This is a genomic window from Streptomyces sp. NBC_01013, from assembly GCF_045162765.1.
Lineage (GTDB): Bacteria > Actinomycetota > Actinomycetes > Streptomycetales > Streptomycetaceae > Streptomyces.
Map to the genome: position 1 here is coordinate 2,327,895 of NZ_CP108687.1, position 24,962 is coordinate 2,352,856.

General features: G+C 71.2%; 20 protein-coding genes. 7 read left to right on the plus strand and 13 right to left on the minus strand.

Translation table 11 applies throughout. The features are described from left to right. The first annotated feature begins 270 nt into the window (after positions 1–270). The 3 genes from OG538_RS09900 to OG538_RS09910 are packed head-to-tail and all read left to right on the plus strand — an operon-like array spanning position 271 to position 3,789. Complete coding sequence (locus tag OG538_RS09900; protein WP_406092148.1) at positions 271–1,491, plus strand: ROK family protein; 1,221 nt, start codon at positions 271–273, stop codon at positions 1,489–1,491. A 22-nt stretch (positions 1,492–1,513) separates the two neighbouring features. Further along, positions 1,514–3,037 carry a M81 family metallopeptidase gene (locus OG538_RS09905; protein WP_406092149.1) on the plus strand — a complete coding sequence of 508 codons (1,524 nt, stop codon included), beginning with the start codon at positions 1,514–1,516 and terminating at the stop codon, positions 3,035–3,037. Next, positions 3,034–3,789 carry a copper homeostasis protein CutC gene (locus OG538_RS09910; RefSeq protein ID WP_406092151.1) on the plus strand — a complete coding sequence of 252 codons (756 nt, stop codon included), beginning with the start codon at positions 3,034–3,036 and terminating at the stop codon, positions 3,787–3,789. The genes OG538_RS09905 and OG538_RS09910 overlap by 4 nt, the downstream gene beginning before the upstream one ends. A gap of 83 nt (positions 3,790–3,872) precedes the next feature. Here the strand turns inward: OG538_RS09910 and OG538_RS09915 are convergent, their stop codons facing one another. Next, complete coding sequence (locus OG538_RS09915) at positions 3,873–4,394, minus strand: hypothetical protein (RefSeq protein WP_406092153.1); 522 nt, start codon at positions 4,392–4,394, stop codon at positions 3,873–3,875. Between the two features lie 234 nt (positions 4,395–4,628). On the opposite strand from OG538_RS09915, the gene OG538_RS09920 reads away from it, so the two are divergent. Further along, a complete protein-coding gene (locus OG538_RS09920) occupies positions 4,629–5,243 on the plus strand; it encodes a YceI family protein (protein WP_406092155.1) in 615 nt (204 codons plus the stop codon). Positions 5,244–5,408: 165 nt separating this feature from the next. On the opposite strand, the gene OG538_RS09925 is transcribed toward OG538_RS09920, so the two are convergent. After that, positions 5,409–5,723: a hypothetical protein gene (locus OG538_RS09925; RefSeq protein ID WP_406092157.1), complete on the minus strand. Its 315-nt coding sequence runs from the start codon at positions 5,721–5,723 to the stop codon at positions 5,409–5,411. A gap of 70 nt (positions 5,724–5,793) precedes the next feature. Here OG538_RS09925 and OG538_RS09930 point away from each other — a divergent pair, with 70 nt between their 5' ends. Then, positions 5,794–6,660, plus strand: a complete 867-nt coding sequence (locus OG538_RS09930; RefSeq protein ID WP_406092159.1) for a LysR family transcriptional regulator — start codon at positions 5,794–5,796, stop codon at positions 6,658–6,660. Positions 6,661–6,766: 106 nt separating this feature from the next. Here the strand turns inward: OG538_RS09930 and OG538_RS09935 are convergent, their stop codons facing one another. From OG538_RS09935 to OG538_RS09960, 6 genes are all read right to left on the minus strand, one after another. Next, on the minus strand, positions 6,767–7,324 hold the full coding sequence (locus tag OG538_RS09935; RefSeq protein ID WP_406092160.1) for a DinB family protein: 558 nt from the start codon (positions 7,322–7,324) through the stop codon (positions 6,767–6,769). 284 nt (positions 7,325–7,608) lie between these two features. Further along, positions 7,609–8,238: an SAM-dependent methyltransferase gene (locus OG538_RS09940; RefSeq protein WP_406092162.1), complete on the minus strand. Its 630-nt coding sequence runs from the start codon at positions 8,236–8,238 to the stop codon at positions 7,609–7,611. Next, positions 8,235–9,278 (minus strand): NAD(P)/FAD-dependent oxidoreductase, encoded by a 1,044-nt coding sequence (locus OG538_RS09945; RefSeq protein WP_406092164.1) that lies wholly within the window; start codon positions 9,276–9,278, stop codon positions 8,235–8,237. Before OG538_RS09945 ends, OG538_RS09940 begins: the two co-directional genes overlap by 4 nt. A 199-nt stretch (positions 9,279–9,477) precedes the next feature. Beyond that, positions 9,478–10,149, minus strand: coding sequence for an enoyl-CoA hydratase-related protein (locus OG538_RS09950; RefSeq protein ID WP_406092166.1), 672 nt, complete (start codon positions 10,147–10,149; stop codon positions 9,478–9,480). A gap of 707 nt (positions 10,150–10,856) precedes the next feature. Then, positions 10,857–11,993: a glycoside hydrolase family 3 N-terminal domain-containing protein gene (locus tag OG538_RS09955; RefSeq protein ID WP_406092168.1), complete on the minus strand. Its 1,137-nt coding sequence runs from the start codon at positions 11,991–11,993 to the stop codon at positions 10,857–10,859. Positions 11,994–12,149: 156 nt separating this feature from the next. After that, the gene (locus OG538_RS09960) at positions 12,150–13,031 is read right to left on the minus strand and encodes a GH25 family lysozyme (protein ID WP_406092170.1); all 882 of its coding nucleotides are present in this window, start codon (positions 13,029–13,031) and stop codon (positions 12,150–12,152) included. Positions 13,032–13,373: 342 nt separating this feature from the next. Here OG538_RS09960 and OG538_RS09965 point away from each other — a divergent pair, with 342 nt between their 5' ends. Beyond that, positions 13,374–14,969 carry an adenosine deaminase gene (locus OG538_RS09965; RefSeq protein ID WP_406092172.1) on the plus strand — a complete coding sequence of 532 codons (1,596 nt, stop codon included), beginning with the start codon at positions 13,374–13,376 and terminating at the stop codon, positions 14,967–14,969. Positions 14,970–15,075: 106 nt separating this feature from the next. Here OG538_RS09965 and OG538_RS09970 read toward each other — a convergent pair whose 3' ends face one another. Then, positions 15,076–15,672, minus strand: a complete 597-nt coding sequence (locus OG538_RS09970; protein WP_406092174.1) for a dihydrofolate reductase family protein — start codon at positions 15,670–15,672, stop codon at positions 15,076–15,078. A gap of 285 nt (positions 15,673–15,957) precedes the next feature. On the opposite strand from OG538_RS09970, the gene OG538_RS09975 reads away from it, so the two are divergent. Then, entirely contained in the window at positions 15,958–16,764 is an 807-nt protein-coding gene (locus OG538_RS09975; RefSeq protein ID WP_406092176.1) for an ALF repeat-containing protein, read from the plus strand. 124 nt (positions 16,765–16,888) lie between these two features. On the opposite strand, the gene OG538_RS09980 is transcribed toward OG538_RS09975, so the two are convergent. From OG538_RS09980 to OG538_RS09995, 4 genes are all read right to left on the minus strand, one after another. Then, a complete protein-coding gene (locus OG538_RS09980; RefSeq protein ID WP_406092178.1) occupies positions 16,889–18,295 on the minus strand; it encodes a hypothetical protein in 1,407 nt (468 codons plus the stop codon). An 85-nt stretch (positions 18,296–18,380) separates the two neighbouring features. Further along, on the minus strand, positions 18,381–21,458 hold the full coding sequence (locus tag OG538_RS09985; protein ID WP_406092180.1) for a glycoside hydrolase family 3 protein: 3,078 nt from the start codon (positions 21,456–21,458) through the stop codon (positions 18,381–18,383). A 131-nt stretch (positions 21,459–21,589) separates the two neighbouring features. Then, complete coding sequence (locus OG538_RS09990; RefSeq protein ID WP_406092182.1) at positions 21,590–23,461, minus strand: discoidin domain-containing protein; 1,872 nt, start codon at positions 23,459–23,461, stop codon at positions 21,590–21,592. Positions 23,462–23,526: 65 nt separating this feature from the next. Then, the gene (locus tag OG538_RS09995; protein WP_406092184.1) at positions 23,527–24,945 is read right to left on the minus strand and encodes a GH1 family beta-glucosidase; all 1,419 of its coding nucleotides are present in this window, start codon (positions 24,943–24,945) and stop codon (positions 23,527–23,529) included. Positions 24,946–24,962: the final 17 nt, after the last annotated feature.

The following is a 24,962-nucleotide window of genomic DNA, read 5'->3' on the forward strand; positions in this document are numbered from 1 at the left end:
AAAGGGCCCGCAGCCGCTCGGGGGGTCGGCGCTGCGTTCACGACAGCTAACGCCGCAGTCGTCGAAGAAACAAACAAGAATGAATAACAAGTAAGTTACTGCAAATTCGTCGAAAGTCCCCTTGCCCTATTCCTCCCCTCCATTTGAGATAGTTAGGGCTGATTTGGGTGATTTCACGGGTGACGGACTTCCTTCATGACACTGTTCCCCTGCGCGAAGTGCGGGCGTATCGTCCTCGCCACAGACCCCGTTGCGGAAGTAACTTTGTACATGACTGGAATAAGTGCGTGGGACCGCAAGGCCACGAAGGGGACCCCGTCCCTCGCCGTGCGCGTCCTGGAACTCATCGCATCAGGGCAGGCGACGTCACGTGCCGAACTCGCCGAGCGCCTCGGGGCCGCCGCCTCCACCATCTCCCTCGCCGTGGGGCACTTGGTGGAACGCGGCCTGGTCGCCGAGGAGGGCACCCACTCCTCGACCGGTGGGCGCCCCCGCAAAGCACTGAGGCTCGGCAGCCGTGACGAGTTCTCCGTCGCCGCCGATCTCGGGGGCCGGCACGCCCGGATCGGCGTGGTGCTTCCGGGCGGTGGCCTGACCGACGTCTCGACCGTCCCCTTCCTGATCGCCGACGGGCCCGAAGCGGCCCTGCCCCGGCTGGCCGAGGCCCTGGAGGCGCTGGCCGAGCAGCGCGGACCTGCTCGCCTGCGCGGGGTCGGGCTCTCGCTGCCCGGCCCCGTGGACATCGAGTCGGGGTCGGTCGTCCGGCCGTCGCGGATGCCCGGCTGGAACCGCTTCCCGGTCACCGCCTGGCTGGAGGAACGTTTCGGCGTCCCGGCTGCCGTGGACAACGACGCCAACTGCATGGCGGTCGGCGAACACACCGTACGGAACGACGGGCACGCCCAGACGATCATGGTGAAGATCGGATCCGCGATCGGCGCGGGCGTGATCGCCGAGGGGCGCCTCTACCGCGGCGCGACCGGCGCCGCCGGGGACATCACCCACATCCGGATCGACGCCGGTGCCGGAATCCCCTGTTCCTGCGGCAACACCGGCTGTCTGGAGACCGTGGCGTCCGGTGCCGCACTGGTCCGCATCCTGCGCGAGCGGGGGGCCGATGTGAACAGCACCGAGGACGTGGCCCGACTGGCCCTCGACGGCGATCCACTCGCCACCCGCACGGTCCGCAGGGCCGGGGACTACCTGGGCCAGGTGCTGGCCGCCAACGTCAACTTCTTCAACCCGGACGCCGTCTACCTCGGCGGCATCCTCTCCACTCTGGAACCGTTCGTCGCGGCTGTGCGCAGCCGGCTCTACGAGAGCTGCCATCCGCTCGTCACCGAGCACCTCACCATCGAGCGGACCAGGCTCGGCGCGGATGCCGGACTGGTCGGCGCCGGGCAGTTCGCCCTGCAGCGCGCCCTGGCCCACGCCCTGCACGAGGTGGGCGGAGCCGACCGGTTCGCCGCCCTCACCCCCCGTCACCTCTGACGCCCGACCCCTACGAGGAGCCATGTCGCAATCCCGCACCGCAGCATCCCGTCCGGTCATCGCCATCGCCGGGCTCGGCATCGAGTCCTCCACCTTCTCCCCCGCCCGGACGGGGGCCGCCGCCTTCCACCCCTCACGCGGCGCCGAGGTGCTGGACCGCTACCCCTTCCTGGCCCCCGGTGAGGAACTGCGCGAGGCGGCCGACTGGCACGGCGCCCTGGTCGGCAAGTCGCTGCCGGGCGGCACCGTCACCGCCGCCGCCTGGACCGAGCTGACCGATGAGCTGATCGAACGGCTCGCCGCACTGCCCCGCCCGGACGGCCTCTGGTACGACATCCACGGCGCGATGACCGTGGAGGGCGTCGAGGACGCCGAGGCGGTCCTGCTGGAACGCATCCGCGCCACCGTCGGCCCCGACGTCGTCATCTCCACCTCGATGGACCTGCACGGCAACGTCTCCCGCGAACTCGTCCACGGCAGCGACCTGATCACCTGTTACCGGATGGCCCCGCACGAGGACCACATGGAGACCAAGGAGCGGGCCGTCCGCAACCTGGTGGAGCTGCTGACCTCCGGGGCGCCCCGGCCGGTCAAGGCGTGGGTGCCGGTACCGGTGCTGCTGGCCGGCGAGCAGACCTCCACCCGGATCGAGCCGGCCAGGAGCGTGTACGCGGCGGTGGACGACGTCGAGGCCGTGGAGGGCGTGACCGACGCCGCCATCTGGGTCGGCTACGCCTGGGCCGACGAACCTCGCAACCGCGCGGCGGTGGTCGTCACCGGCACCGACCGGGCCGCCGTTTCGGCCGGTGCGGAGCGTCTTGCCGAGGGCTTCTGGAAGGCCCGCGACGACTTCGCCTTCGTCGCCCCGACCGGCACCTTCGACGGCATCCTGGACGAGGCCCTGGGCTCCGAGCAGCGCCCGTACTTCATCAGCGACACGGGGGACAACCCGACCGCGGGAGGTTCCGGTGACATGACCTGGGGCCTGACCCGGCTGCTGGCCCGCCCGGAGTTCCAGGAGCATGACGGCCCGACCGTCATCTACGCCTCGGTGCCGGGACCGGCAGCCGTCGCCACGGCCGTCGCCGCCGGGGTCGGAGCCACCGTCACGGTCACCGCCGGGGCGGAGGTGGACGACCGGCACGCGGGACCGGTCACCCTGACCGGCACGGTGCACTCCGTCCGGCACGGTGACCGCGACGCCCGGACCGAGGTCGTGATCCGGGTGGGCAGTGTGTACGCGATCCTCACCGAGCTCCGCAAGCCGTACCACCACGAACACGACTTCACCGACCTCGGCCTCGACCCGCGGGGCGCCGACATCGTGATCGTGAAGATCGGCTATCTGGAGCCCGAACTCTTCGACATGTCGGCCGGCTGGAAGATGGCGCTCACCCCCGGCGGTGTGGACCAGGACCTGATACGCCTGGGCCACCACCGCATCCGCCGCCCGATGTTCCCGTTCGATCGCGAGATGGCCGACCCGGACCTGTCGGCCCGCATCATCCCCGCCTCCGACCAGCCGCTGACCGGGGACGACGAGTGACCGCGCGTCCCGCCCTGGAGATCGCCGTCACTTCACCGGCCGGCGCCCGTGCGGCCAGGGAGAACGGCGCCGACCGGGTCGAGCTCTGCTCCGCGCTGGAGCTGGGCGGCCTGACCCCGTCGGCCGCGCTGGTCGAGGCGGTCGCGGCGGAGGGGCTGCCGGTGCAGGTGCTGGTCAGGTGCCGGCCCGGCGACTTCGTCCATGACGCGCAGGAGATCGCGCTCATGGCCGCCGAGGTGCGGTCCGTCATCGCCTCCGGCGCCGCCGGAGTGGTGATCGGCGCCCTCACAGCCGACGGCGCCCTGGACACGGCGGCAGTCGCCCGGCTCGCCGAGGAGGCCCGCGCCGCGGGCCGGCCGGTGGACGTCACCCTGCACCGCGCCATCGACCAGTCGGCCGACCCGGTGGCCACCGCCGCGCTGCTGGCCCCCCTCGGCCTGACTCGGGTCCTCACCTCGGGCGGCGCTCCGGCCGCGGCCGACGGGCTGGCAGTGATCGCCGCGATGGTCTCCGCGGCCCCTGGGGTGCAGGTCATGGCAGGCGGCGGTGTGCGCCCTGCCGACATACCGGCCTTGACCTCAGCAGGTGTGGCCTCCGTCCACCTCTCCGCCAAGTCCCGCGCGCCGCGCCGGCTCGGCAGCACGTGGATACCGCTCGGCTCGGGCGGAGCCTCGGCCGAGCAGGACACCCACTTCGTCACCGACCCCGAGGTCGTCGCCCAGGCACGACGGGCTCTGGACACGGCGGGCTGACCACCGCCCCCTGCATGACGGTGCCCCCGCCCGGGACCGAAGTCCCGGGCGGGGGCACCGTCATGCAGGGGGCGCGAAAGCAGTCAGCAGCCGCCGCAGTTGTAGTACGTCACGTCCCAGTGGTTGCCCTCGTCCGCGTAGACATTGCCGGAGCCGGACTTGTACTGGGGCGCACCGTCGCCGCGCAGACCGATGTAACTGAACACGCCGTGCACGTAGTTGGTGAGACAGGTGGTCTTGGCGAAGTCGAGCTTGTAGCCGTTCCAGTGCGAGTAGGTGCCACTGGCGTGCCCGGTCTCGGTGCCGCCGGTGATGTTGAGCGCGCAGCCCGTGGCGCTCTTGAGCGTCTGGGCGCCCTGGGCGGTCGGCAGGTTGAGCTGGTCGAACGAGGTGCAGGTGGAGACGTTGCGGTTCGAGCAGCCGCCGGAGGACGACCAGGTGATGCCGGACGAGCTGAATCTGGCGGTCGCCTGGCTGTGGGTGAGCTTGGTGACGGCGTAGGCGTCAGTCGTCCCGGCGACGACACCGATTCCGGGGGCGAAGAGGACTCCGAGCACGAGGGCGAGGGCGGTCAGGACGGGGCGCAGCGTCATTCGGGACACCATGAGGTACTCCTCCTGTGCATGACAAGGTGGGCAGTGTGATAGTGCCCGAGTTCTACGCGCGTCCGCCAGAGGGCCCGCGGTGACGGTCGCGTGAACACACACCCCTCCCCCACCTCTCTCCGTAACAGAACCGGCCCAGATGTTGAACTTTGAACAAGATAGGTCTACAGTCAATCTCGTTGAAGGTTAAACAACACATCGAGCCCCGCTCGATCACGTCCCCGAGGAGGAGCCATGGCTCTGTTCAACCGCAAGAACAACGACGCCCCCGCCACCACCGTCGCCGTCGACCCCGCTCTGGCCGCCCTCACCGGTGACTACACGATCGACCCGGCCCACAGCAGCATCGGCTTCACCGTCCGTCACGCGATGGTCACCAATGTGCGGGGCTCCTTCGGCGAGCACGAGGGCAGCCTGAAGCTGGACGGCAGCAACCCGGCCAACTCCGCCGCCTCGATCGACGTCAAGATCGCCAGCGTGGACACCGGCATCGCCGACCGTGACGGCCACCTGGTCAGCGGCGACTTCTTCGACGCCGAGAAGTTCCCCCTCATGACGTTCCGCTCAACGGCTGCGGAGCAGCTCGGCGGCGACACGTACCGCGTCACCGGTGACCTCACGATCAAGGACGTCACCCGCCCGCTCGCCATCGACCTGGAGTTCAACGGCTCGGCGACGGACGTGTACGGCAACGAGCGCGTCGGCTTCGAGGGCAGCGCGGACATCCTGCGCTCCGACTGGGGCCTGACGTGGAACGCGGCGCTGGAGACCGGCGGCGTGATGGTCAGCGACAAGGTCAAGCTGAACTTCGACATCTCCGCGATCAAGGCCGCCGCACCGCAGGCCTGATCCTCCGGGGGCGATCCCCGAACCGAGCGCGCCCGCCTTCCGCCCCTTCCGGGGAGGACGGCGGGCGCTCGCGTTGCGTCCTGCGACCCTGCGTGGGACGAGCCGGCGGGGGAAGCGGAGCGGACGTCCGAGCCACCGTCCTGGCCGGGCGCCGCCCACCGGACATCAGAGCGGCTCGTGGTTGGCCCAGACGACCTTGTACGGGTACCGGGCCTGCCAGCGCCGGATGAGTTCCTCCCCTCCGGGGGCCATGAGCGAGGCGTTGAGCGCCTCGGGGCCGCTGACGCCGAACTGCACGATCGCGGTGGCGGCGAACACGGGGCTGTGGTCGTCGGCAGGCACGCGGATGTGGCGCTTCGCCGAGAACGTCCGGACCTGCCCGGAGCCGCGCATGAGCTGTTCGATGTCTGCGAGGAACTGATCCAGCTCCGACTCCGGAACCGGAGTGTCGAACGAGACGATCATCGTGTGGTGAATCATGGGTCAAGCGAACCCCGAAGTGCCGCATGAAGTCCAAGACCGATCGAGCCTGGATCGATAACCTGTGGGCATGAACGATCTGGAGACGCGTGAGATCGAGTACTTCGTCGCTGTCGCCGAGGAGCTCCATTTCGGCCGGGCCGCCGCACGCCTGTCCATCGCCCAGCCCGCTCTGTCGAAGGCGGTCCAGCGGATCGAATCCCGGCTCGGCGTCCAGTTGCTCGTGCGCTCCAGCCGTCACGTCTCGCTGTCCCCGGCCGGGGAGGCGCTGCTGCACCACGGCCGCCACGCGCTCAACGCGGTGAGCGCGGCCGCCGAGGCCGCGCGCCGGGCCGGAGCTCCCGAGGCGCATCTGCGGCTGGTGATCAAGCCCGGCGGCGATGCCAACCTGCTGTCCGGAATCCTCGCCGCATACGCCCGTCAGCCCGATGCCCGCCGGGTCGACGTCCTGTTCGGCGGCGCCACCGACCGGGCCGACCACGTGCGCGACGGCAGGGCAGACCTGGCGCTGCTGTACGCACCGTTCGACGACCTCACGGGGCTGGACCACCGGACGCTGCTCGTCGAAGGACGCGTCGCGATCCTGCCGCGTGGACATCGGCTGGCCGCACGGAAGGAACTGCGGATGGCCGATCTGGAGGGTGAGACGCTGCCGCGCTGGAAGGGTGTGCCCGATGGCGGGAGCGGGCCGGAGATCGCGGACGTGGCGCAGATGACCCAGCTGATCGTCCTCGGCCGGACGATCGCGGTCCTGCCCCGCTCGTCGGTCGAGCCCGCCCATCCGGGACTGGTCCACAGACCGGTGACCGACGCGCCGCCCAGCCGGATGGTCATCGCCTGGTCGCAGCTCGATCACCGGCCGCTGGTCGCCTCGTTCGTCGAAGCGGCGGTGTCCGCTAGCCGGGCGACGCCGAGCCCGGCGCCGCCCGGGGAGTGAGCCCCTCGGATGAGGACGCCGGGTGCGGCGCGGGCGCCCGCGACGGCCGACTGGGCGCCGCGGTCGCGGTTACGGCTCCCTCGCTCGCGAAGTCCGTGGCGCCGGGTCAGCCCATGCTCTTGGCCCCGTCGATCGACTCCCGGATGATGTCGGCGTGGCCGGAGTGCTGAGCGGTCTCGGTCATGATGTGCATCAGCACCCGGCGCGCCGACCACCGCGCGTCGCCCTCGTACCACGGCGCCTTGGGCAGTGGCTGGGTGGCGCCCAGGTCGGGCAGGGTTGCCACCAACTCATCGGTCCGGCGGGCTACTTCGGCGTATTCGGCCAGCACACCGGCCAGCGTCTCGCCGGGCTGCATCCGGAATTCAGCGGCCCGCTCCGCCCAGTCGGCCTCGGTCATCGCGGTGAAGTCCCCCATGACCGAAGGACCTTCCACGATGAAGCTCGCCCAGTTCCGTTCGGCCGTGGTGACGTGCTTGATGAGGCCGCCCAGACAGAGTTCGCTCGCCGTGGTGCGCAGCCCCGCCTGTTCGTCGGTGAGGTCTCGGGTGGTGAAGCGGAGGAAGTGCCGGTGCTTGGCCAGCGCGTCCAGCAGATCGGCGCGCTCGCCGGTGACGGCCGGGACGGTGGTCGAGTCGCTGTGGGCCATCTCGCTTACGGTCATGATCTCTGCCTTCGGTCGTTCCTGTTCCGCCGGTCGGAGAACACGCTAGGAGGCATATAGGTCAGGCCCTGACCTGAACTCCCCGGACCTCGGAGCCGACCGGCCGTGCGGGCCGTCCGCGTCGACGCCGCCGCGCGGCTCCGGCATCGCGCCCACCGCGTTCCCCTCCCGCAGAGATTTGCCCGGGCGGAGGGACTGCCGGTGCACGACCACGGCTACCGCCGCGCACGGGCAACGGCCCCGAGGGCCTTCCTCGCCCGGGCGCGGCGGCGTTCATCCCCGCTTCAACGGCGGCGCACCTTGAGCGCGTTGTCGGTACGGGTGGTGGGGTTCCCGTCCGGGTCGTTCTGGATGCGCTCGTGCTCCGCGCTGAGCAGCACCTCCCACTCCCCCTCGGGGAGTTGGAGCGAGGCGAGCACCGCGTCCGTGGTGGGAAGCTCCATATCCGCGTGGTCGTGCTCCCAGGCCGGGAAGCCGGCGTGACCGACGATCAGAAGCACCCCGCCGGGGCCGACCGCCGCCGCGGCACGGCGCAGGATCCGCTCGCGCGGCAGGTCGCCCATGGAGTGGAGGAACTGGGCGGAGACCAGGTCGTACTCCCCCTCGGGGAACGAGACCCCGAGATCGTGGAACTGCCAGTCGATCCGGTCGGCGACGCCGGCATCGGCCGCGTGCTCGGCGGCCCGGCCCAGGGCGACGCGCGAGATGTCGGTGGCGGTGACCTGCCAGCCCCGGCGGGCGAGCCAGACCGCGTCGGCCCCCTCACCGCACCCGAGGTCCAGGGCGCGCCCGGGCACCAGGCCTTCCACCTCACGGACCAGCATCGTGTTGGGGTTCCCGCTCCAGATCCGGTGGCTCTCGCGGTAACGCTCGTCCCAGAGTTCCGCGTCGGAGGCGGTGCTGTCGGTGGTCATCGTGTCTCCTGCAGTCCGTGCCGGCGGTTTCCGAGGGTCTTCTCGCAGACCTGGCGTTCGGCCTCGGCCGAGAAGGGTGCGCGGCGGGCCTCCACCGCGCGGCGGGTGTCCTCGGCGACGAGGTCCGCGTTGATGGCAGCCCCCGCCTTCAGCCCCGCGGCGGCGGAACCGATGACCTGCTCCATCAGACTGGCGACGTTACCGGCCACCCACACGCCGGGCACCTCCGTCGCCCCCGTCGGGTCGCCCGCGATGTACGTGCCGAGGGTGAGGCCGCCCATCTCCAGCGGGGTGCCGTACAGGCCGAGCCCGTCGAGTACCCCGGAGCGCGCGGTGAACCGCGGCTGGACCACGACGGCCTCGCGCGGAACGACCCGGCCACCGGCAAGACGTACCCCGGTGAGACGGTCGCCGCTCACCTCCAGACCGGTCACCTCCCCGTCCACCACGGCGATGCCGCGCGCGGCCAGCTGCTCGTACTCCTCGTCGCCGGGCTCGGCTCCGGTGTGGAGGAACAGGGTGACGTCGGCGCTCCACTGCCGCCAGAGCAGCGCCTGGTGGACGGCCATGGGCGTCAGCGCCACGATGCCGATCGCCGCGTCCCGGACCTCCCAGCCGTGGCAGTACGGGCAGTGCAGCACGTCCTGCCCCCAGCGCTCGGCCAGGCCGGGGATCGGCGGCAGTTCGTCGACGAGCCCAGTGGTGACGAGGAGGCGCCGCGCCGTGACAGCGGTCCCGTCCCCCTGTACGACCCGGAACCCGGCCCCGCCCGGCAGCTTCTCGGCCGAGGTGACCACGCCCTCGACGATCTCGGCCCCGTACTGGGCCGCCTCCTTGCGCCCGACGGCCGCCAGCTCCGAGGGCGGGGTGCCCTCGCGGCCGAGGTAGTTGTGCACGTGGGACGCGGGTGCGTTGCGCGGGCTGCCCGCGTCGATCACCCGCACGGAACGCCGGGCCCGGGACAGCGCCAGCGCCCCGGCCAGCCCGGCGGCCCCGCCGCCGATGACCACCACGTCGTACGTCTGTGTCATGTCGCTCATGCGAAACACCTCCATCTGAAGGAGATGGTGCGCACCGGGCGCCGCTTCGGCAAAGATCCTTGCCGAAGCGGCAAACCCGCAACGGACGGCGCGCGCCGGACCAGGATTCCCACGCCCCACGCGTCGGCAAGCGGAGACATGACCCGCACAGGCCTCGGTTGGTTCGAGCGCAGGCGCGGCGGCGGCCAGGAGGGGCGGATCAGCCGAGCGGGTCCGTCGTGTCGCGCAGGACGGCCAGGGCCGGGGCGTACATGCGGGCCTTGATGGTGCCGAGGGTGTCACCCGCCTTGTTCACCTGCGCCGCGGCGAGCTCGATGGCGGCCGCGCGGACAGCGTCCTCGGCGACTGCCTGGTCGACGATGCCCGCGGCTTCCGCGGCGCTGCCGCCGTAGCGGTGGGCGGTGAGCATGGCCCGGTGTGCGGCCTGGGGCGCCAGACGGGCCTGGATGAGGGCGGCCATGCCCGGGGTGAACGGGATGTTGATGTCGGCCTCGGGCAGGCACCAGTAGCCGCGGTCGGCGCGCATCACCCGGAAGTCGTGGGCCAGGGAGAACATCGCACCGGCCGCGAACGTGTGCCCCTGCAGGGCGGCGACGGTGACGAGGGGCAGCGACAGGGTCCGGGCCAGGAGCTCATGGACGGATACGACGTAGTCCCGGTGCTGGTCGGCGTGGGCGAACAGCCAGTCCAGGTCGAGGCCGTTGGAGTAGAACTTCCCCGTCGCCGCCGTCACCAGCGCCCGGGGGCCTCCGGCCTTCTCCACCTCGTCCAGCGCCGCGTCGACGGAGGCGAGCCAGTCCGGGTGGAACCGGTTCTCACCGTCCCCGAGGTCGAGAACGAAGACGTTGTCCTGGCGGTCGAGCGTGGGCATCGGGACTCCCTCGGTGCGGGCCGGCCGGCGGGACGGACGGGCAGGTCACGGCCGAACGGGCCGGGACCTGCCGGAGCATCCCGGCGCGCCCAGGCATGCGGCAAACGAATTACCTGTCAGTAACTTATGGGCTGTGGCGTGACTGTGCAAGGGGCCGGCACCCCGGTCCATGAGCCTGCGGAAACATCGCGGCACGGCCGCGGACGCCGTCCGGGCCACGGCCTTGGGCCCGTGTCGCCGAGAGAGGGATGCGGCCGGGTCGAGGGGCCGCTCCCTCTTGGGCTGATCGTGGAACGGGTAGGACGAGACCGAGCCGTCCAACAGCTCCCCCGCCCTGCCCCGCTGGTCCCTGACCGCGAACCGGCACCCCGGCTGCTCCCGCTTCGCGGGCTCGACGCAGCGCGGCGACAGGCCGATACCGAACCCGTCGAGACCGCCCGCCGCCGACAGCGCCGTCACATGGCCACAGGGCCCGCAGCCGGCGTCGTAACGCGCGACCGCCCCCGCCGGCCCGGCCCGCGGACGCGTCCAGGGCCTCGCGGCCGAAGGGTTCGCCGTCCAACTCGCGCAGCAGGAGCCGGAGACAGCCGTCGGGCGCGCGCCCCGGGTACGGACGACGTCGGCGGCGCTGCCGGGGGCGGACGGGGGCAGCGGGGCATCCCTCACCGCCACCCAGCGAGCCCTGACGCCCCGCCCGCGGCCGCCCGCTACAGCCCGGCGCGAAGGGCGTTGACGCGCGCGGCGGCGGCGTCGAAAGCCGTACCGTCGAGGCCCCCGGAGGCCAGGGCATTGCTCAGGGCGGTCACCGCCTCGTCGCCCTGGGAGACGCTGCGCGACGAGCAGAGCACCAGGTCCATGCCCGCCGCGGCCGCCTTGACGGCGCGCTGCGACGTGGTGCCGAAGGACTGGAGGGCGCCGGCTTCCAGAGCGTCGGTGATCGTGACTCCGGTGTAGCCGAGCCGGTTGCGCAGTTCGCCGACGACCGTCGGGGACAGACCGGCGGGGCGGCTGGAGTCCAGGGCCGTGTAGACGGCCCAGGACAGCATGACGAGCTTGGTGCCGGCGGCGATGGCGTCCCGGTACGGTGCCTCGTCCACGCTGCGCAGGGTGGCCGCGGACGTGGTGATGGTGACGGGGCGGACGTCCGTGTTCTGGCTCGCGGACGCGGGGCCGAGACCCGGGAAGTGCTTGGCGGTGGCGGCGACACCGACGCCCTGCTGAGCGGTGATGAACGTCGAGCCGCAACCGGCCACGGCGGCGGCGGACTTGCTGTACGACCGCTCGTACTGGTCGGTGAAGTCGCCGTTCTGGCGGTAGACGTCGAGGACCGGCGCGAGGTTGACGTTCATGCCGATCCCCGCGAGGTTCATCCCCGCGCCGCTGCCGGTGAAGTCGGCCCACTGGTGCGGGTCGGCGGAGGCACCGACGTCCTTGGCCGACATGACGGGCTCCCCGGGCAGACGTCGGATCATGCCGCCTTCCTGATCGGTCATCAGGAGCAGCGGGGTCTTCACGGGGGACGAGGCGTGCGCCGCGTTCATCGACTGGATGACGCTCTCGATCTGGGTCAGGTTCTGGATGTTCTCCCCGAAGAAGATCACACCGGCCGTGCGGCCTTCCTTGATGGCGTTCATCAGGGAGGCGGGGGGTGTGAGGCCGGGGTAGGAGTGGATGACGCACTGCCCGGCGCGCTGCTGGGGGGACAGGGCGGCGACGCGGGGACTCGAACCCTCGGGCATCCGCACGGCCGCTTCCGAAGCGGTTGCCGGCCCCAGCCCCGCGGCCAGGGCCGCGGTTCCGGCGATCAGCGCGGCGCGCCTGCTGAGGGGTGGTGTCGAGCGCATGACGTACTCCTTCGCGAACTGCGGACTGCCGTGGAACCGGGCAGCACCACGGGAGGGAACGCGAGGGCCGGAGCGGCCGGGGACGAACGCTCCGGCCCTCGCCCCCTCACGGGGAAGCCACGCCCGGGAGGGGGCGACGCGTAGCGGCATCCACCGTCACGGGGTGTTGTTGGCCAGGGCCAGCAGTCGTGAGCGGTCACCGCTGAAGCGGTCGCGGTCGACGTTGCCCGAGACACCGCTCACCGAGCCGGTGGAGGTGTACTGCCAGACCGTCCAGTACGGGAAGCCCGACGGAATGCTGGGGCTGGTGGCGGAGGTCCAGTGCGCGACCCACAGCGGGCTGAGGGCGGACATGCCGCTCCAGCCGCCGGTGCAGGAGTTCCACCAGCTCGGGCTGGTGTAGATCACGACGTCCCGGCCCGTGCGGGCCTTGTACGTGTTGTAGAAGTCGAGGACCCACTGGCGCATGGCGGCCTGGGAATAGCCGTAGCAGGTTCCCTCGATGTCCAGCACGCCGGGGAGCGTCAGGTTGTCGCGGGACCAGGCGCCACCGTTGCTCGCGAAGAAGTCCGCCTGGGCGGCGCCGCCGGAGACGTCCGGCCGCGCGTAGTGGTACGCGCCCCGGATCACGCCCGCGTTGTAGGCGTTCAGGTAGTTGGCGCTGAACGTCGGGTCCTTGTACGTCAGGCCCTCGGTCGCCTTCATCCAGGCGAACTCGATGCCCGCGCCCCGGACCGAGCTCCAGTTGATTCCCCCCTGCCAGCTGGACACGTCGATGCCCACGGGGTTCGCCTTGAGCTCGGCGTCCGCTCCGGCATCGAGATGCAGCTGCCGGGTGTCCGGCTTGAAGTCCTTGCCGTCCTGGACGTAGCCGACGCCCATGTATCCCTTGCCGTAGGGCACGTGGTGGTCCGGCACGGGGGCCGCCGACGCGGTGCCGGACATCAGACCGAGCAGCAGCGCGGCGCTCGTACCGATGACACCGGCCACGGTGAGTCTCTTCTGGGCGGGCTTGAGGGAAATACTCCGGGGGAACATGGCGGCCTCCTGCTTGTGGGGGGAGTGCGTTCTCCTGCTTGGCGGGGGGGCCGTTCCTGGGACCGGCCCCCTCCGCCCGCGCGCTTTCCTCCAAGGTCTACGCGCGTCCAGTTGTCGCGAACACGTCATAGTGAGCCACAGGAGCGCGCGCTCGGTAAATAGTCTTCACGCTTCATTAGTGGTCCAGACCAATCTCCGTCCCGGTGAGCTGTACAAACAAGCGGCACGTGACAGAAGTTTTCCGAACTGACGGCCAGTACTGCGCACTCGATCGGGTGGACGTTTCGGGTCAGAGACGTGGTTCGAGGGATAAATGATCCTTCCGGGCGCGATCATTCGGCGGTGATCTCTACCCATCGGACGGCAAGCCGTCCCAAGTCCCCGCTCGTGGCCGGATTCGGCGGCGCGCTCGCCCTGCTGACGCTGCTCCCGGCTGTCCCGGCTGCAGCCGCCCCCGTGAACGACGTGTCACCCCGCGCCGTGACCCCGGCCGAGCGCAGGACCGCCGCGTACCTCGACTCCCTGCAGGGCAGGCCCACCGCGCTGAAGGCCTTCTTCAAGGACCTGCCCAAGGGGGGCGACCTCCACAACCACCTGTCGGGCGCGGCCACCACCGAGTACCTGATCAAGCTCGCGATCGACAGGGGCCTGTGCATCGACGCGACGATGACGGCCGTGGCGCCGCCCTGCGGCCCGGGCACGAGGCCCGCCGCAGACGCGCGGACGGACACCGCGTTCCGGCAGCAGATCATCCGGGCCTGGTCCATGCAGGACTTCCCCGCCGATCAGTCCGGGCACGACCACTTCTTCGACACGTTCGGCAAGTTCGGTCTGGCGACGTGGGACCGGGGCAAGCTGCTTGCCAATGTGGCCAACACCGTGGTGGAGCAGAACCAGTTCTATCTGGAGACCATGGTCACTCCCGCGTCGGACAGCGCCAAGAAGCTTGCCGACGCGGTGGGTTACGACGCCGACCTGGCCGCCTTCCACCGCAAGCTCAAGGCCGGCGGTCAGCTCGACCGGGTCGTGAGCGAGGCGGTCCAGGAGGCGGACGACGCCAACGCGCAGTTCCGGGCGACCGCGCACTGCGACACCGCCCGGCCCGACCCGGGCTGCAGGCTCCCCGTCCGCTGGATCTCCCAGGTCTCCCGGGGCAGTTCACCGGCACGGGTGTTCACGCAGATGGCGGTCGGCATGCGGCTGGCCGAGCGCGATCCGAGGTTCGTCGCCGTCAACCTCGTACAGCCGGAGGACTGGGACAGCTCGCTGAGCAACTACGGCCTCCAGATGCGGATGCTGAAGTACCTGCGGGGCCAGTACCCGGGCGCCCACCTCACCCTGCACGCCGGTGAGCTGGCTCCCGGCCTGGTCAAGCCCGAGGACCTGACCTTCCACATCAACGAGGCCGTGCGCGTCGCCGGGGCCGAACGCATCGGACACGGCGTCGACCTCGTCCACGAGGACGACTGGCGGCAGCTCGCCCGGACCATGGCACGGCGCCAGGTCGCGGTCGAGGTTCCGTTCTCCAGCAACAAGCAGATCCTCGGCATCGCGGGCGCCGATCATCCGTTCAACGCCTACCGCCGCTACGGCGTCCCGGTGGTCCTGTCCACCGACGACCCGGGCGTCTCGCGGATCGACATCAGCCACGAGTACCAGTACGCCGCCAGGACCTACGACCTCGACTACACCACTCTGAAGGACCTCGCCCGCGCCTCGCTGGAGTACGCCTTCCGCGACGGCCGCAGCCTGTGGGCCGCCGGCTCCGCCCCGTCCGGCTACCGCCCGGTCCCCGCCTGCGCCGGCAGCCGGCCCGGCGGCGGCCGGCCGGAGCCTCGCTGCGCCCGCTACCTCGCCGACAACCCGAAGGCCGCGACCCAGTGGCGTCAGGAGACCGCCTTCGCCGCGTTCGAGCGCGCGCACACGGGCCGTCGCTGACCCGGGGGCCTGCGCCGCAGGGGTACGGGGCCGCGGCCACGTACCCCTGCGGACCAGGGTGTGTTTCGAAAGTCCCGCCTGCTCGGCGCTACTTTCGAAACAGGCCCTACCCCTTCGCCACCGTCCGGTACGTGCACACCTGCACGCCCGCGTCACTCGTGGCGTGCGAGACCAGTTCCAGCGTGCGCAGCCCGCCGTCCTGTGGAAAGATCGACTTTCCGCCGCCGAGCAGCACCGGCATGATCACGAGGCGGAGTTCGTCGACGAGACCCTCGGTCAGCAGGCTGCGTACGAGGGTGGGGCTGCCCATCACCAGCAGGTCGCCGCCGTCCTTCTCGCGCAGTTCCTGGATACGCCCGGTGAACTCCTCGCCGGGAACGCGTTCGGTGTTGCTCCATGTGAGGTCGGCGTCGCCCAGGGTGCCTGTCACGACGTACTTCGCGATCGCGTTCATCCGGTCGGCGAACGGGTCGCCGGCCCGCTCGGGCCACGCCGCGGCCATCGTCTGCCAGGTGCGGCGGCCGAACAGCAGCGCTTCGGCCCCCTTCATCGCGTCGTTGAAGGAGCCGCCCACGACCTCCGGGTCGAAGAACGGGTGCGACCAGCCGCCGTGGGCGAAGCCGCCGTCCGTGTCCTCCTCGGCCCCGCCCGGCGCCTGTACGACGCCGTCCAGGCTGATGAACTCGCTGATGACGATGCGCATGTGACTGTCTCCTCGTGGATCACGGTTCGGGGGTACGGGAATGGAGACTGCCACGCCGCCCGGAAGTCATCGCGCACCGTCGAGGTGAGCACGCGGCGTCGCGCGGGATGGTCCGGACCGGGCGCAGGACCGGCCGGTCACCTCACCGGTCCCGGCCGGCGCCGGCAACAGGGGTGGGACCGGCAGCAGTTGCCGTCCGTTCCTTGCCGGTCGGACGCTTTGATCCGGACGGGCGGCCCATGGGACCTTCATACCGACGGACCACCCGATTCCGGAGGCACATCCATGAGAACGACCCGCGCCGCCCTGCTGACAGCCGCCACCGCTCTGATGCCCGCGCTCCTCTTCACCACGCCGGCTTTCGCCACCGACGCGTCTGCTCGGGCCACATCGGTTACGTCCACCACCCCCGTCACACCCACGCCGGCCACCGCCTGCCCGGCCCTCCCGTCCGGCACCGGCACCGGCACTCCGGTCGACGAGATGACGGAGGGCGAACTCCGCGCCGCGATCCAGGGCATCCTCGCGGACGAGAACGCCGGCAAGGGCGTCACGCGCGAGGCCGAAGAAGCCCTGGGCGGCACGGTGGACGACCTGCGCGCCTTCCTGAAGACGGGCTGTCGCACGGCCCAGGCCGAGGACGACACCGTCACGGCCCTCCGCGTCCTCGACGCGGCCACGCGCAACGGCGACAAGAGGGTGATCCGCGAGGTCAACGACCTCCTCGACACCCGCACCCCCGAAACCCTGCGCGCCTACCTGGAGACGGGGTACGCCCGCGCCCAGGCCGAGGACGACGCCGTCGCCGTCTCCCGCATCCTGTTCGTCGCCACGCAGAGCGGCGACAAGAGGGTGATCCGGGAGGCCAACGACGCACTCGACGCCTACACCCCCGAAGCCCTGAGCTCCTTCCGGTGGACCGGATACCGGCTCGCCCAGGCCGAGGACGACTCCGTCTACATCGTCCGCATGCTCGCGAACCCGGACATCAGCGACGCCATGTACGACGCGATCCAGGTGGTCCTGGACGACGGCAGCCCCGAGGCGCTGCGGCACTTCCGGACGGTCGGCCAGTACGAGATCGACGGCTGATCAGCCGGTCCCCGCGCGGGGGGCGGTCCGCCGAGGCTGACGCCGCAGGGCTGCCCCTGCCCCACCCGGCCCGGCCCGGCCCGGCCCGGCCTTGCGAGGCTTCCCCTCTGGTCGGGCCGCCTGCTCAGAAGCCCCCGCCCCCGAAGTCACCGCCCCCGCCGAATCCGCCCCCGTCACCGAACCCGCCGCCGCCGTCGCCGAACCCGCCCCCGCCGAAACCGGACGAGTCGAAGTCGGAGCCGGAGAAGTCACCGCCGGAGAAGTCGCCGCCGCCGAAGTCGCCGCCGCCGTACTCCGACGCGTACGCCGGGGTGGAGAGCATCGAGCCGAGCATGGTGCCGACCAGCAGGCCCGGGAGCAGGCCGCCGCCGAAGTAGCCACCCGCCCAGGGGCCGTAGGCCGGGCCGGCCTCCCAGTAGGGGCGCCTGCTGCCGTCGCCCACGTCCACGGTGCGGCTCATGGGGTCCTCGCCGCTCCGCAGCCGCACCTCGTCCGCGCCGCAGACCGGGACCTCGCGGGCGGAACCGCCCGAGGGGGTCCAGCGGACGTCGGCCACCGAGGGACCGTGGCGCGGGTCGAAGAAACACGGAGGCCGACGGGCGGGGAGCTCGACGCCGGTACGGCGGGCGTCGAGGACGGCGAGCGAGAAGCGTCCGTCCTCCAGGGACTGGGTCACCCCGCGCACGTCCGAGGGGCGCCGGGCGTGGGCCATCCGGGATTTGGCGGTCTCGTAGGCGTCGAGGGCCCGTTCGTAGTCGGCGCGCATCGTGTCGTCGGCGCCCGGTTCCGCGGGGTGGAAGTCGAGCCGGTCCAGGGCCTCCCCGTACGCCGTGATGTCCTCGTCCACGACGACCCGGAGCTTGTCCAGGGCGGCCTGCTCCTCGGCCTCCTTGCGCTTGCGGTTGCGGCGCACGATCGTGTAAGCCCCCGCGCCCCCGATGACCACCACCGCGCCCACCGCGATCAGGCCGGCTGCGGACGAACCGCTGCCGGACGACGAGCCGCCGCCCCAGGAACCGGGGGCGTGGCCCCGGGCCTGTTCGACGGCCCGGTCGACGAACGCGTTCAGCTGGGTCGCGGCGGACGTGTCCGCGCCGGGGGTCTTCACGGCCGCGGTGAGGTTCTGGACCGCCTGCCGCGACATCACCTGCGGGTCGGCGCCTGCGTTGAAGCCGTCGCCCAGGCGGATCGCGTAGACGCCGGTGATCCCGGTGTCGGTGCGCACGGTGCGCAGCACGCTGTTCTCGGGGAAGGCGGAACTCCGCGGAAGCACGGCCACGAAGACCGGCTTGTCGGCGTCCTTGATCTTCTTCGTCAGGGCGTCGGCCTGGCTCCGGGAGAGCTGGCCGGCCGCCGCCGGATCGACGTACACCGGGCCCTTGCGCAGAGCCTGGGCGACGTCGTCGACGGTGGAGGCCCCGGTCGCGGCCGGAGCGGCTGGGGCCAGGAGCAGGGCGGCCGCCGACAGCACGAGGAACAGTCCCGCCAGGAGAGCCGGGACCAGGAAAGCCGGGAACGCTCTGTTCCGCATACTTCGAAACTAACCCAGACGGGTGAGAAATGCGTCGCGGGCGGGTGGGCGGCATCTGCACCGTCCACCCGCCCGCGCCCGCACGTCAGGCGGCCCGGTAGGCCGCCCTCAGCTTCGCCACCGCACCGGTCAGGTCACCGGTCAGCAGCAGGTGGTCGGCGTCGGCGAAGGGCTTGGACACCGCTTCCGTCAGCTTCCCGCCGATCTTCTGCTGGACCAGCAGCCGGGCCTGGCCGACGATGGTCCGGCCCACGTCCGTCCGGCCGAGGCCGGTCCGCTCCGCGACCTGGGCGGCCAGCGCGAGGGCGCCGAGCGTGAGCTCGCCGCCGGCCGGGGGCTTCTTCAGCGTGGTGAGGCCCCAGCCGTACGGGAACTGCGGGTCGTACGCCGCGTCACCCACGTTGATCGGGAGCTGCGACTCGGACTTCGGCCAGGTCACCGGCAGCTGACCGGTGAAGGCCCGCTTGCCGAAGAGCACGTCGGCCACGCCGTCGCCCTCGGTGCCCGGCAGCCACGAGGCCACCAGGGCGTCGACGTCGCCGAGCCGGTCGCCGATGAACTGCGGGCGGCCGGAGACGATCAGGACGGCGCACTTCATCGCGGCGCAGACCTTGTCGACCGCGGCCTTGTCGGCGGCGGACAGTTCCAGGTCGTGGCCGTTGCCGACGTCGCCGATCCCTTCCGCGTACGGGGTCTCGCCGACGACCACGACACCGACGTCGTAGCCGTCCGTGGCGGCCGACGCGTCCTTGGAGTACGTGACCGAGGCGGCGTCCTTCTTCATGGCCGACAGGATCGTGGTGCCCGGGGTGATGGGGCCGGACGAGCCCTGCCAGCTGACGGTCCAGCCGCCGGCCTGGTTGCCGATGTCGTCGGCGTTGGAGCCGGCGACGTACACCTTCTGCGAGGACTTCAGCGGCAGCACGCCGCCGTCGTTCTTCAGCAGCACCTGGGACTTGGCTGCGGCCTCGCGGGCCACGGCGCGGTGCTCGGCCGAGCCGACCTTGTCCAGGTTGGACGTGTCGGCGTACGGCTTCTCGAACAGGCCCAGCTTGAACTTCTGCGTCAGGATGCGGGAGACCGCGTCATCGATCCGGGCCTGGGTGATGCGGCCCGCGGTGACCTCTGCCTGGAGCGTCTTCGTGAAGTCCTTGTACGCCGTCGGCACCATGATCATGTCGAGTCCGGCGTTGACGGAGGTGCGGACGTCGCTCGCGTAGTCGCCGGGGATCTGGTCGATCGCCTGCCAGTCGCTGATGACGAAGCCCTCGAAGCCCATCCGGTCCTTCAGCACACCGTTGATCATCTCGGCGTTGGCGTGCATCTTCACCGGGCCCTCGTCGTCGCCGAGGATGTCGAGCGAGGAGTACGACGGCATGACCGTGCCGACACCCCGCTTGACGGCGTCGGCGAACGGGGCGAGGTGGACCGCTTCGAGCTCCTGCCGGGTGACCTTGGTGACGCCCTGGTCGATGGGGTAGGAGCCGGTGGTCGAGGAGCCGTACTCCGTGCCGCCGTCGCCGACGTAGTGCTTGGCGGTGGCCAGCACCTTGTCGTTGCGGTCGAGGTCCTTGCCGGACGCGGCGCCCTGCATGCCCTGGATCACCGTCTCCAGGGACTCCACGAGTGCCGGGTCCTCGCCGTACGCCTCGTAGGCGCGGCCCCAGCGGTCGTCGCGCGAGACGCAGAGACAGGGGGCGAAGTCCCACGGGATGCCGGTGGCGCGCACCTCGTTCGCGGTGACCGCGCCGGTCTTCTCGACCGTCTTCGGATCGCGGGTCGCTCCGAGTCCGACGTTGTGGGGCATGATCGTCGAGCCGATCACGTTGTTGTGGCCGTGCACCGCGTCCACACCGTAGATCAGCGGGATCTGGAAGCGGGTCGCCTGGGCGCGCAGCTGGTAGGCGTCGACCATCTTGGCCCAGGCCGCGGCCGTGTTGGGTGTCGGCACCGAGCCGCCGCCGGAGAGCAGCGAGCCGAGGTCGTACGTCGCGATGTCACCCTGCGAGGAGAGAGCGTTGCGCTCCGCCTGCGTCATCTGGCCGGCCTTCTCGGCGGGCGACATCCGGGCGAGCAGGTCGGCGACGCGCTGCTTCACCGGCAGCTTCGGGTTCTGGTACGGCAGCCCGTGGGCGTCGATGACGACCTGCGGGTTCTCCTTCGGCGGCCTGGCGCCGGTGACGGTCAGTTCGAGCGGGACCGTCTTCGCGGACGCGGCGCCCGCGACCTTCTTCGTGGTGACGGAGACCCGGTGGGTGGTACCGGAGGCCGTGCCCGCGGGGAAGGTGTACGTGCCGCTGACCGGTGCGTAGTCGGTACCGGAGTCTCCGCTGCCGCCCTTGGTCTCGTACGCGACGGTGACGGGCTCGTCCAGCGGGAGCGATCCGGTGCCGGTGGTGGAGACGGCGAGGTCGATGTCGGCGGTCTCGCCCTGCTTGACGGGGTGCACGGCCGCGTCGGTGACGACGCTCGCCTTCAGCGCGGCGTCGGCCTTGCCGTACAGCTCCACGCCGTCCATGGCGAACGCGCCGGGGGCTCCGGGCGGCAGGGTGAGGGCGTAGCCCCACATCTCGTTCAGGCCGAGCACCTGGTCGATGCCGCCGACGGGCTGGTAGTCGCCGCGGTAGGTGAAGTCCGCGAACGGGATCTCGACCTGGTGCCAGCCCTCCCAGTCGTCGGTGAAGGAAGTGGTCCAGAGCTCGGAGGCCTCGCCGTTGGCGCCGCCGTCCTTGATCTCGAAGCTGATCTTCTTGCCCGAACCGGGCGGCAGGGGTGCGGTGTTCTGGCCGTACCACCAGAAGCGGATGCCCTTGTGGGCGGACCAGTCGTGGGCGGGCTGGTCGGCGGCGTAGTCGTGGCTGAGCCCGCCGTAGCCGCTGATGTCGTAGGTGCCTTCGAGGACCTTGGAGCCCTCGGGGGCGTCCGCGCGCTCCTTCAGGGCGAGGGTGGGCGGGTCGTCGGCGTCGCCGCCCCAGGTGAAGATGCCCTCGGCGGGCTGGTTGGCGAAGGGCACCTCGCCCTCGAACCGGTCGACGGCGAGGGGCGCCGGTTCGTCGGCCGCGGACGCGCTGGGGACGGCCCCGGCGAGCAGACCGGCCAGGACCGTGGCGGCGGCCAGTGCGGCCGTCGCGGGTCTCGCCCGGTGACGGGTGCGTGGTGGCATGTGCGGCTCCTTCGTACGGTGACCGCGCGCGGACAGCGGGTGCGGTGCTGTGCCGCGCGGGGTGCGGGTGGGACCGGGGGGTGACGTTTCTGCGGGGGCCGGTGCGGGAGCTTCGGTCCGGGGCGGGGGCGCTACTTCTTCTGTTCGACCCGCACCCAGTCGATCTCCGCCTTGACACCGCCCTGCGCGATGCGGTCGACGCTGGACTGCGGCAGACCCCAGTAGGGCTGGGTGACCTTGTTCCATCCGGCGGGATACGCGCCGCCGAGGGCCAGGTTGAGGATCACGTACTGGTCGTGGTCGTAGACCCACTGGCCACGGGTGGACTCCAGCTTCTGGCGGGACGTCGTCTGGACGACCCGGTCGTCGACGGTGAACGTCATGGCCTCGGGCGTCCACTCGACGCCGTAGGTGTGCCACTCGTCGGCGCGGCCGCCGTTCGGATAGGTCTGCTGCTTGCCGATGTTGCCGTCGGCCGAGTAGCCGGGGCCGTGCAGCGCGGAGCTGGTCCAGTCGCCGTAGCCGATGTTCTCCATGATGTCCGTCTCGCCCGATCCGGGCCAGGAGACGGACGGGTCGTCGACGTTGCTGCCGAGCATCCAGAAGGCGGGCCAGAAGCCGTCGCCGACCGGCAGCTTCATACGGGCGCTGACCTTGCCGTAGGTGAAGTCGAACGTGGTGTTGGTGTCGACCCGGCCGGAGGTGAAGTCGAAGGTGCCGTTGGGTGTGGGGGTGCACGCCTTGCAGTACTTCGACTCCAGGACGAGGGCGCCGTTCTCGGTGCGGATGTTGTCCGTCGAGTCGACGTAGGCCTGCGACTCCCCGTTGACGGGGCCCATCTCCGTACCGGTGCGCACCACCCGCCACTTGGAGCGGTCCAGGCCCGAGCCGGTGAAGTCGTCGAAGAAGGTGGTGACGTAGGAACCGCCGGGGTCCTTGGGCAGGGCCGGGTAGGTGGCGTTCGCACTGCCTCCGGTGCCCCAGACCTGCAGCTCGTAGAGGGAGTAGCCGAACTGGGCGGTGGCGGGCGCGGGGTTGTAGAAGGAGCGGCGTTCGACGCCGAGCATCCGGACGTAGCGGCCGGTCGCCGGGGTGGGCAGGGTGAGGGTGTCGTGGCGCCCGGCGGCCTCCCCCGGCGCCTTCACATCGGCGCGGCGGGCCGCGACCTCGGCGGCGGAGGGCCGGTACACCGTGCGCCAGGTGCGGTTGTCGTCGGAGACCTGGATCCGGTAGTCGACGGCGTACGCCGCCTCCCAGTAGAGGTCGAGCGTGTCGATCGTGGAGGTGGCTCCGAGGTCGACACCGACCCAGCGGTCCGCGTTCCAGTCACTGGACCAGCGCGACCGGTCGCCCTTGAGATCGGCCGGCCATCCGCCGTCGGTGACGAACGCCGGTGAGTTGCCCGCGTGCTGGTAGAGGTTGCCGTACGCGGGGTGGTTCAGGGCGAGGTTGGCGCGGGTCGTGGATGCGGGGGCCTGCTCCCCTCCGTACACCTTGAAGGAGTAGAGGGAGTAACCCCAGGCGGTGGCGCGCTGTATGCCGCGCATCCGGACGTAGCGGCCGGTGACCTCCTGCGGGTAGGTGTGCGCGGTGACGCTGCCACCGGTGCCGTCGTCCTCGGTGTAGAAGGTGGTCCAGTCGGTGCCGTTCCTGGACACCTCCAGGACGTACTTCTTGCCGTAGGCGGCCTCCCAGTCCAGGGTGACCTGGCTGATCCGGATGACGGAGCCGAGGTCGACGCGGATCCAGGCGCCGTCGGCGAAGTCGCTGGACCAGCGGGTGGCACCGTCGCCGTCGGCGGCGGCTCCCGGTCCGGTGGAACCGTTCTCGCTGCCGGACGCGGTGACCGCGCCGGGGTCTGCGGCGTGAGCGGCGGCTGCCCGGTCGGTGTCCCACGCCGCGACCTGCGCCGCCGGCCGGGGGGCCGGGCCGGCGAAGGCCATGGGGGCGGCGAGGGCGATCAGAGCGGCGGTGGTGGCTGCCAGAGTTGTACGAGAGGGCACGGTGGGGCTCCCGTTCGTATCCAGGGGGCTGCGCGACCACGCGCGCGGGCGCGGCCGGGCACGCCCTATGCGTCGCGGGTGAGGCGGATGGTGTCGCGGTACCACTTGGCGCTGTCCTTGAGCGTCCGCTCCTGCGTGTCGTAGTCGACGCGGACGATGCCGAACCGCTTGTCGTAGCCGTAGGACCACTCGAAGTTGTCCATCAGCGACCAGGCGAAGTACCCCCGGACGTCGGCCCCTTGTGCGCGGGCGGCGGCGACGGCGGCGATGTGGTCGGCGAGATACGTGGTGCGGTCGGCGTCGTGGATCTCGCCGTCCGCTGAGACGATGTCGTCGAAGGCGGCGCCGTTCTCGGTGATGACCGTCGGCAGACCGTAGTCGTTCTCCAGCCGGACGAGCAGGTCGGTGAGAGCGGTGGGGGTGATCTCCCAGTCCATGGCGGTGCGCGGCAGGTCGCGTTCGACGACGCGGGTGACGGGCAGCCCGTCGGTGTCCGTCGTCGCACCGTCCTCGGTGACACCGGAGAAGAGCGAGCCTCGGTAGAAGTTGACGCCGAGGACGTCCAGCGGGGTGGAGATGGCCGCCAGGTCGCCGTCCCGGACGGGGAGTTCGATGCCCTGCGCGGCGAGGTCGGTGACGATGTCCTCGGGGTAGGCGCCCTTGACGACGGGGTCCAGGTAGAGGCGGGCGCCGAGTCCGTCGGCGCGGCGGCAGGCCTCGGCGTCCTCGTGACTCCCGGTCTCGGGGGTGGCGGTGCCGAGGTTGAGGGTGATGCCGAGTTCGAGCGCGTTGCCGCGTGTGGCGGACTGCTCCCGCATGTACTGCGAGGCGAGGCCGTGGCCCAGGAGAAGGTGGTGGACGGCGTGGATCGCCTCGCCGAAGTTCTTCCGGCCGGGGGCCTGATTGCCGTACGCGTATCCGAGCATGGCCGAGCACCACGGCTCGTTCAGTGTGGTCCAGTGCTTCACCCGGTCGCCCAGGGCGTCGTAGGCGAGGGCGGCGTACTCGGCGAACCGGTAGGCGGTGTCGCGGGCAGGCCAGCCGCCCGCGTCCTCCAGCTCCTGCGGGAGGTCCCAGTGGTAGAGCGTGATCCACGGGGTGATGCCCTTGGCCTCCAGCTCGTCGACCAGGCGCTTGTAGAAGTCCAGGCCCTTGGCGTTGGCGGGGCCCCGGCCGCCGGGCTGGATGCGGGGCCAGGCCAGCGAGAAGCGGTACGTGTCGACGCCCAGGCCGGCGATCAGCCGTACGTCCTCGGGCATCCGGTGGTAGTGGTCGCAGGCCACATCGCCGTTCTCGCCGCGGACGACCATGCCCGGCACCCGGCAGTACGTGTCCCAGATCGACGGCGTTCTGCCGTCCTCGGCCGCCGCTCCCTCGATCTGGTAGGCGGCTGTGGCGACGCCCCACCGGAAGTCGGCCGGCAGACCGGGTACGGCCTGGGCGGCGAGTTCGCGCGCGTAGGCCTGGGGGGTGACGAGGTTCATGGTTCTCCTGTGGTGTG

Bases quoted from the DNA above. Each gene is read 5' to 3' on its own strand.
- OG538_RS09925 (WP_406092157.1), bottom strand. From the start codon at position 5,723: ATGATTCACCACACGATGATCGTCTCGTTCGACACTCCGGTTCCGGAG.
- OG538_RS09900 (WP_406092148.1), top strand. From the start codon at position 271: ATGACTGGAATAAGTGCGTGGGACCGCAAGGCCACGAAGGGGACCCCG.
- OG538_RS09970 (WP_406092174.1), bottom strand. From the start codon at position 15,672: ATGCGCATCGTCATCAGCGAGTTCATCAGCCTGGACGGCGTCGTACAG.
- OG538_RS09975 (WP_406092176.1), top strand. From the start codon at position 15,958: ATGAGAACGACCCGCGCCGCCCTGCTGACAGCCGCCACCGCTCTGATG.
- OG538_RS09995 (WP_406092184.1), bottom strand. From the start codon at position 24,945: ATGAACCTCGTCACCCCCCAGGCCTACGCGCGCGAACTCGCCGCCCAG.
- OG538_RS09905 (WP_406092149.1), top strand. From the start codon at position 1,514: ATGTCGCAATCCCGCACCGCAGCATCCCGTCCGGTCATCGCCATCGCC.
- OG538_RS09960 (WP_406092170.1), bottom strand. From the start codon at position 13,031: ATGTTCCCCCGGAGTATTTCCCTCAAGCCCGCCCAGAAGAGACTCACC.
- OG538_RS09915 (WP_406092153.1), bottom strand. From the start codon at position 4,394: ATGGTGTCCCGAATGACGCTGCGCCCCGTCCTGACCGCCCTCGCCCTC.
- OG538_RS09935 (WP_406092160.1), bottom strand. From the start codon at position 7,324: ATGACCGTAAGCGAGATGGCCCACAGCGACTCGACCACCGTCCCGGCC.
- OG538_RS09930 (WP_406092159.1), top strand. From the start codon at position 5,794: ATGAACGATCTGGAGACGCGTGAGATCGAGTACTTCGTCGCTGTCGCC.
- OG538_RS09940 (WP_406092162.1), bottom strand. From the start codon at position 8,238: ATGACCACCGACAGCACCGCCTCCGACGCGGAACTCTGGGACGAGCGT.
- OG538_RS09985 (WP_406092180.1), bottom strand. From the start codon at position 21,458: ATGCCACCACGCACCCGTCACCGGGCGAGACCCGCGACGGCCGCACTG.
- OG538_RS09920 (WP_406092155.1), top strand. From the start codon at position 4,629: ATGGCTCTGTTCAACCGCAAGAACAACGACGCCCCCGCCACCACCGTC.
- OG538_RS09980 (WP_406092178.1), bottom strand. From the start codon at position 18,295: ATGCGGAACAGAGCGTTCCCGGCTTTCCTGGTCCCGGCTCTCCTGGCG.
- OG538_RS09955 (WP_406092168.1), bottom strand. From the start codon at position 11,993: ATGCGCTCGACACCACCCCTCAGCAGGCGCGCCGCGCTGATCGCCGGA.
- OG538_RS09950 (WP_406092166.1), bottom strand. From the start codon at position 10,149: ATGCCCACGCTCGACCGCCAGGACAACGTCTTCGTTCTCGACCTCGGG.
- OG538_RS09945 (WP_406092164.1), bottom strand. From the start codon at position 9,278: ATGAGCGACATGACACAGACGTACGACGTGGTGGTCATCGGCGGCGGG.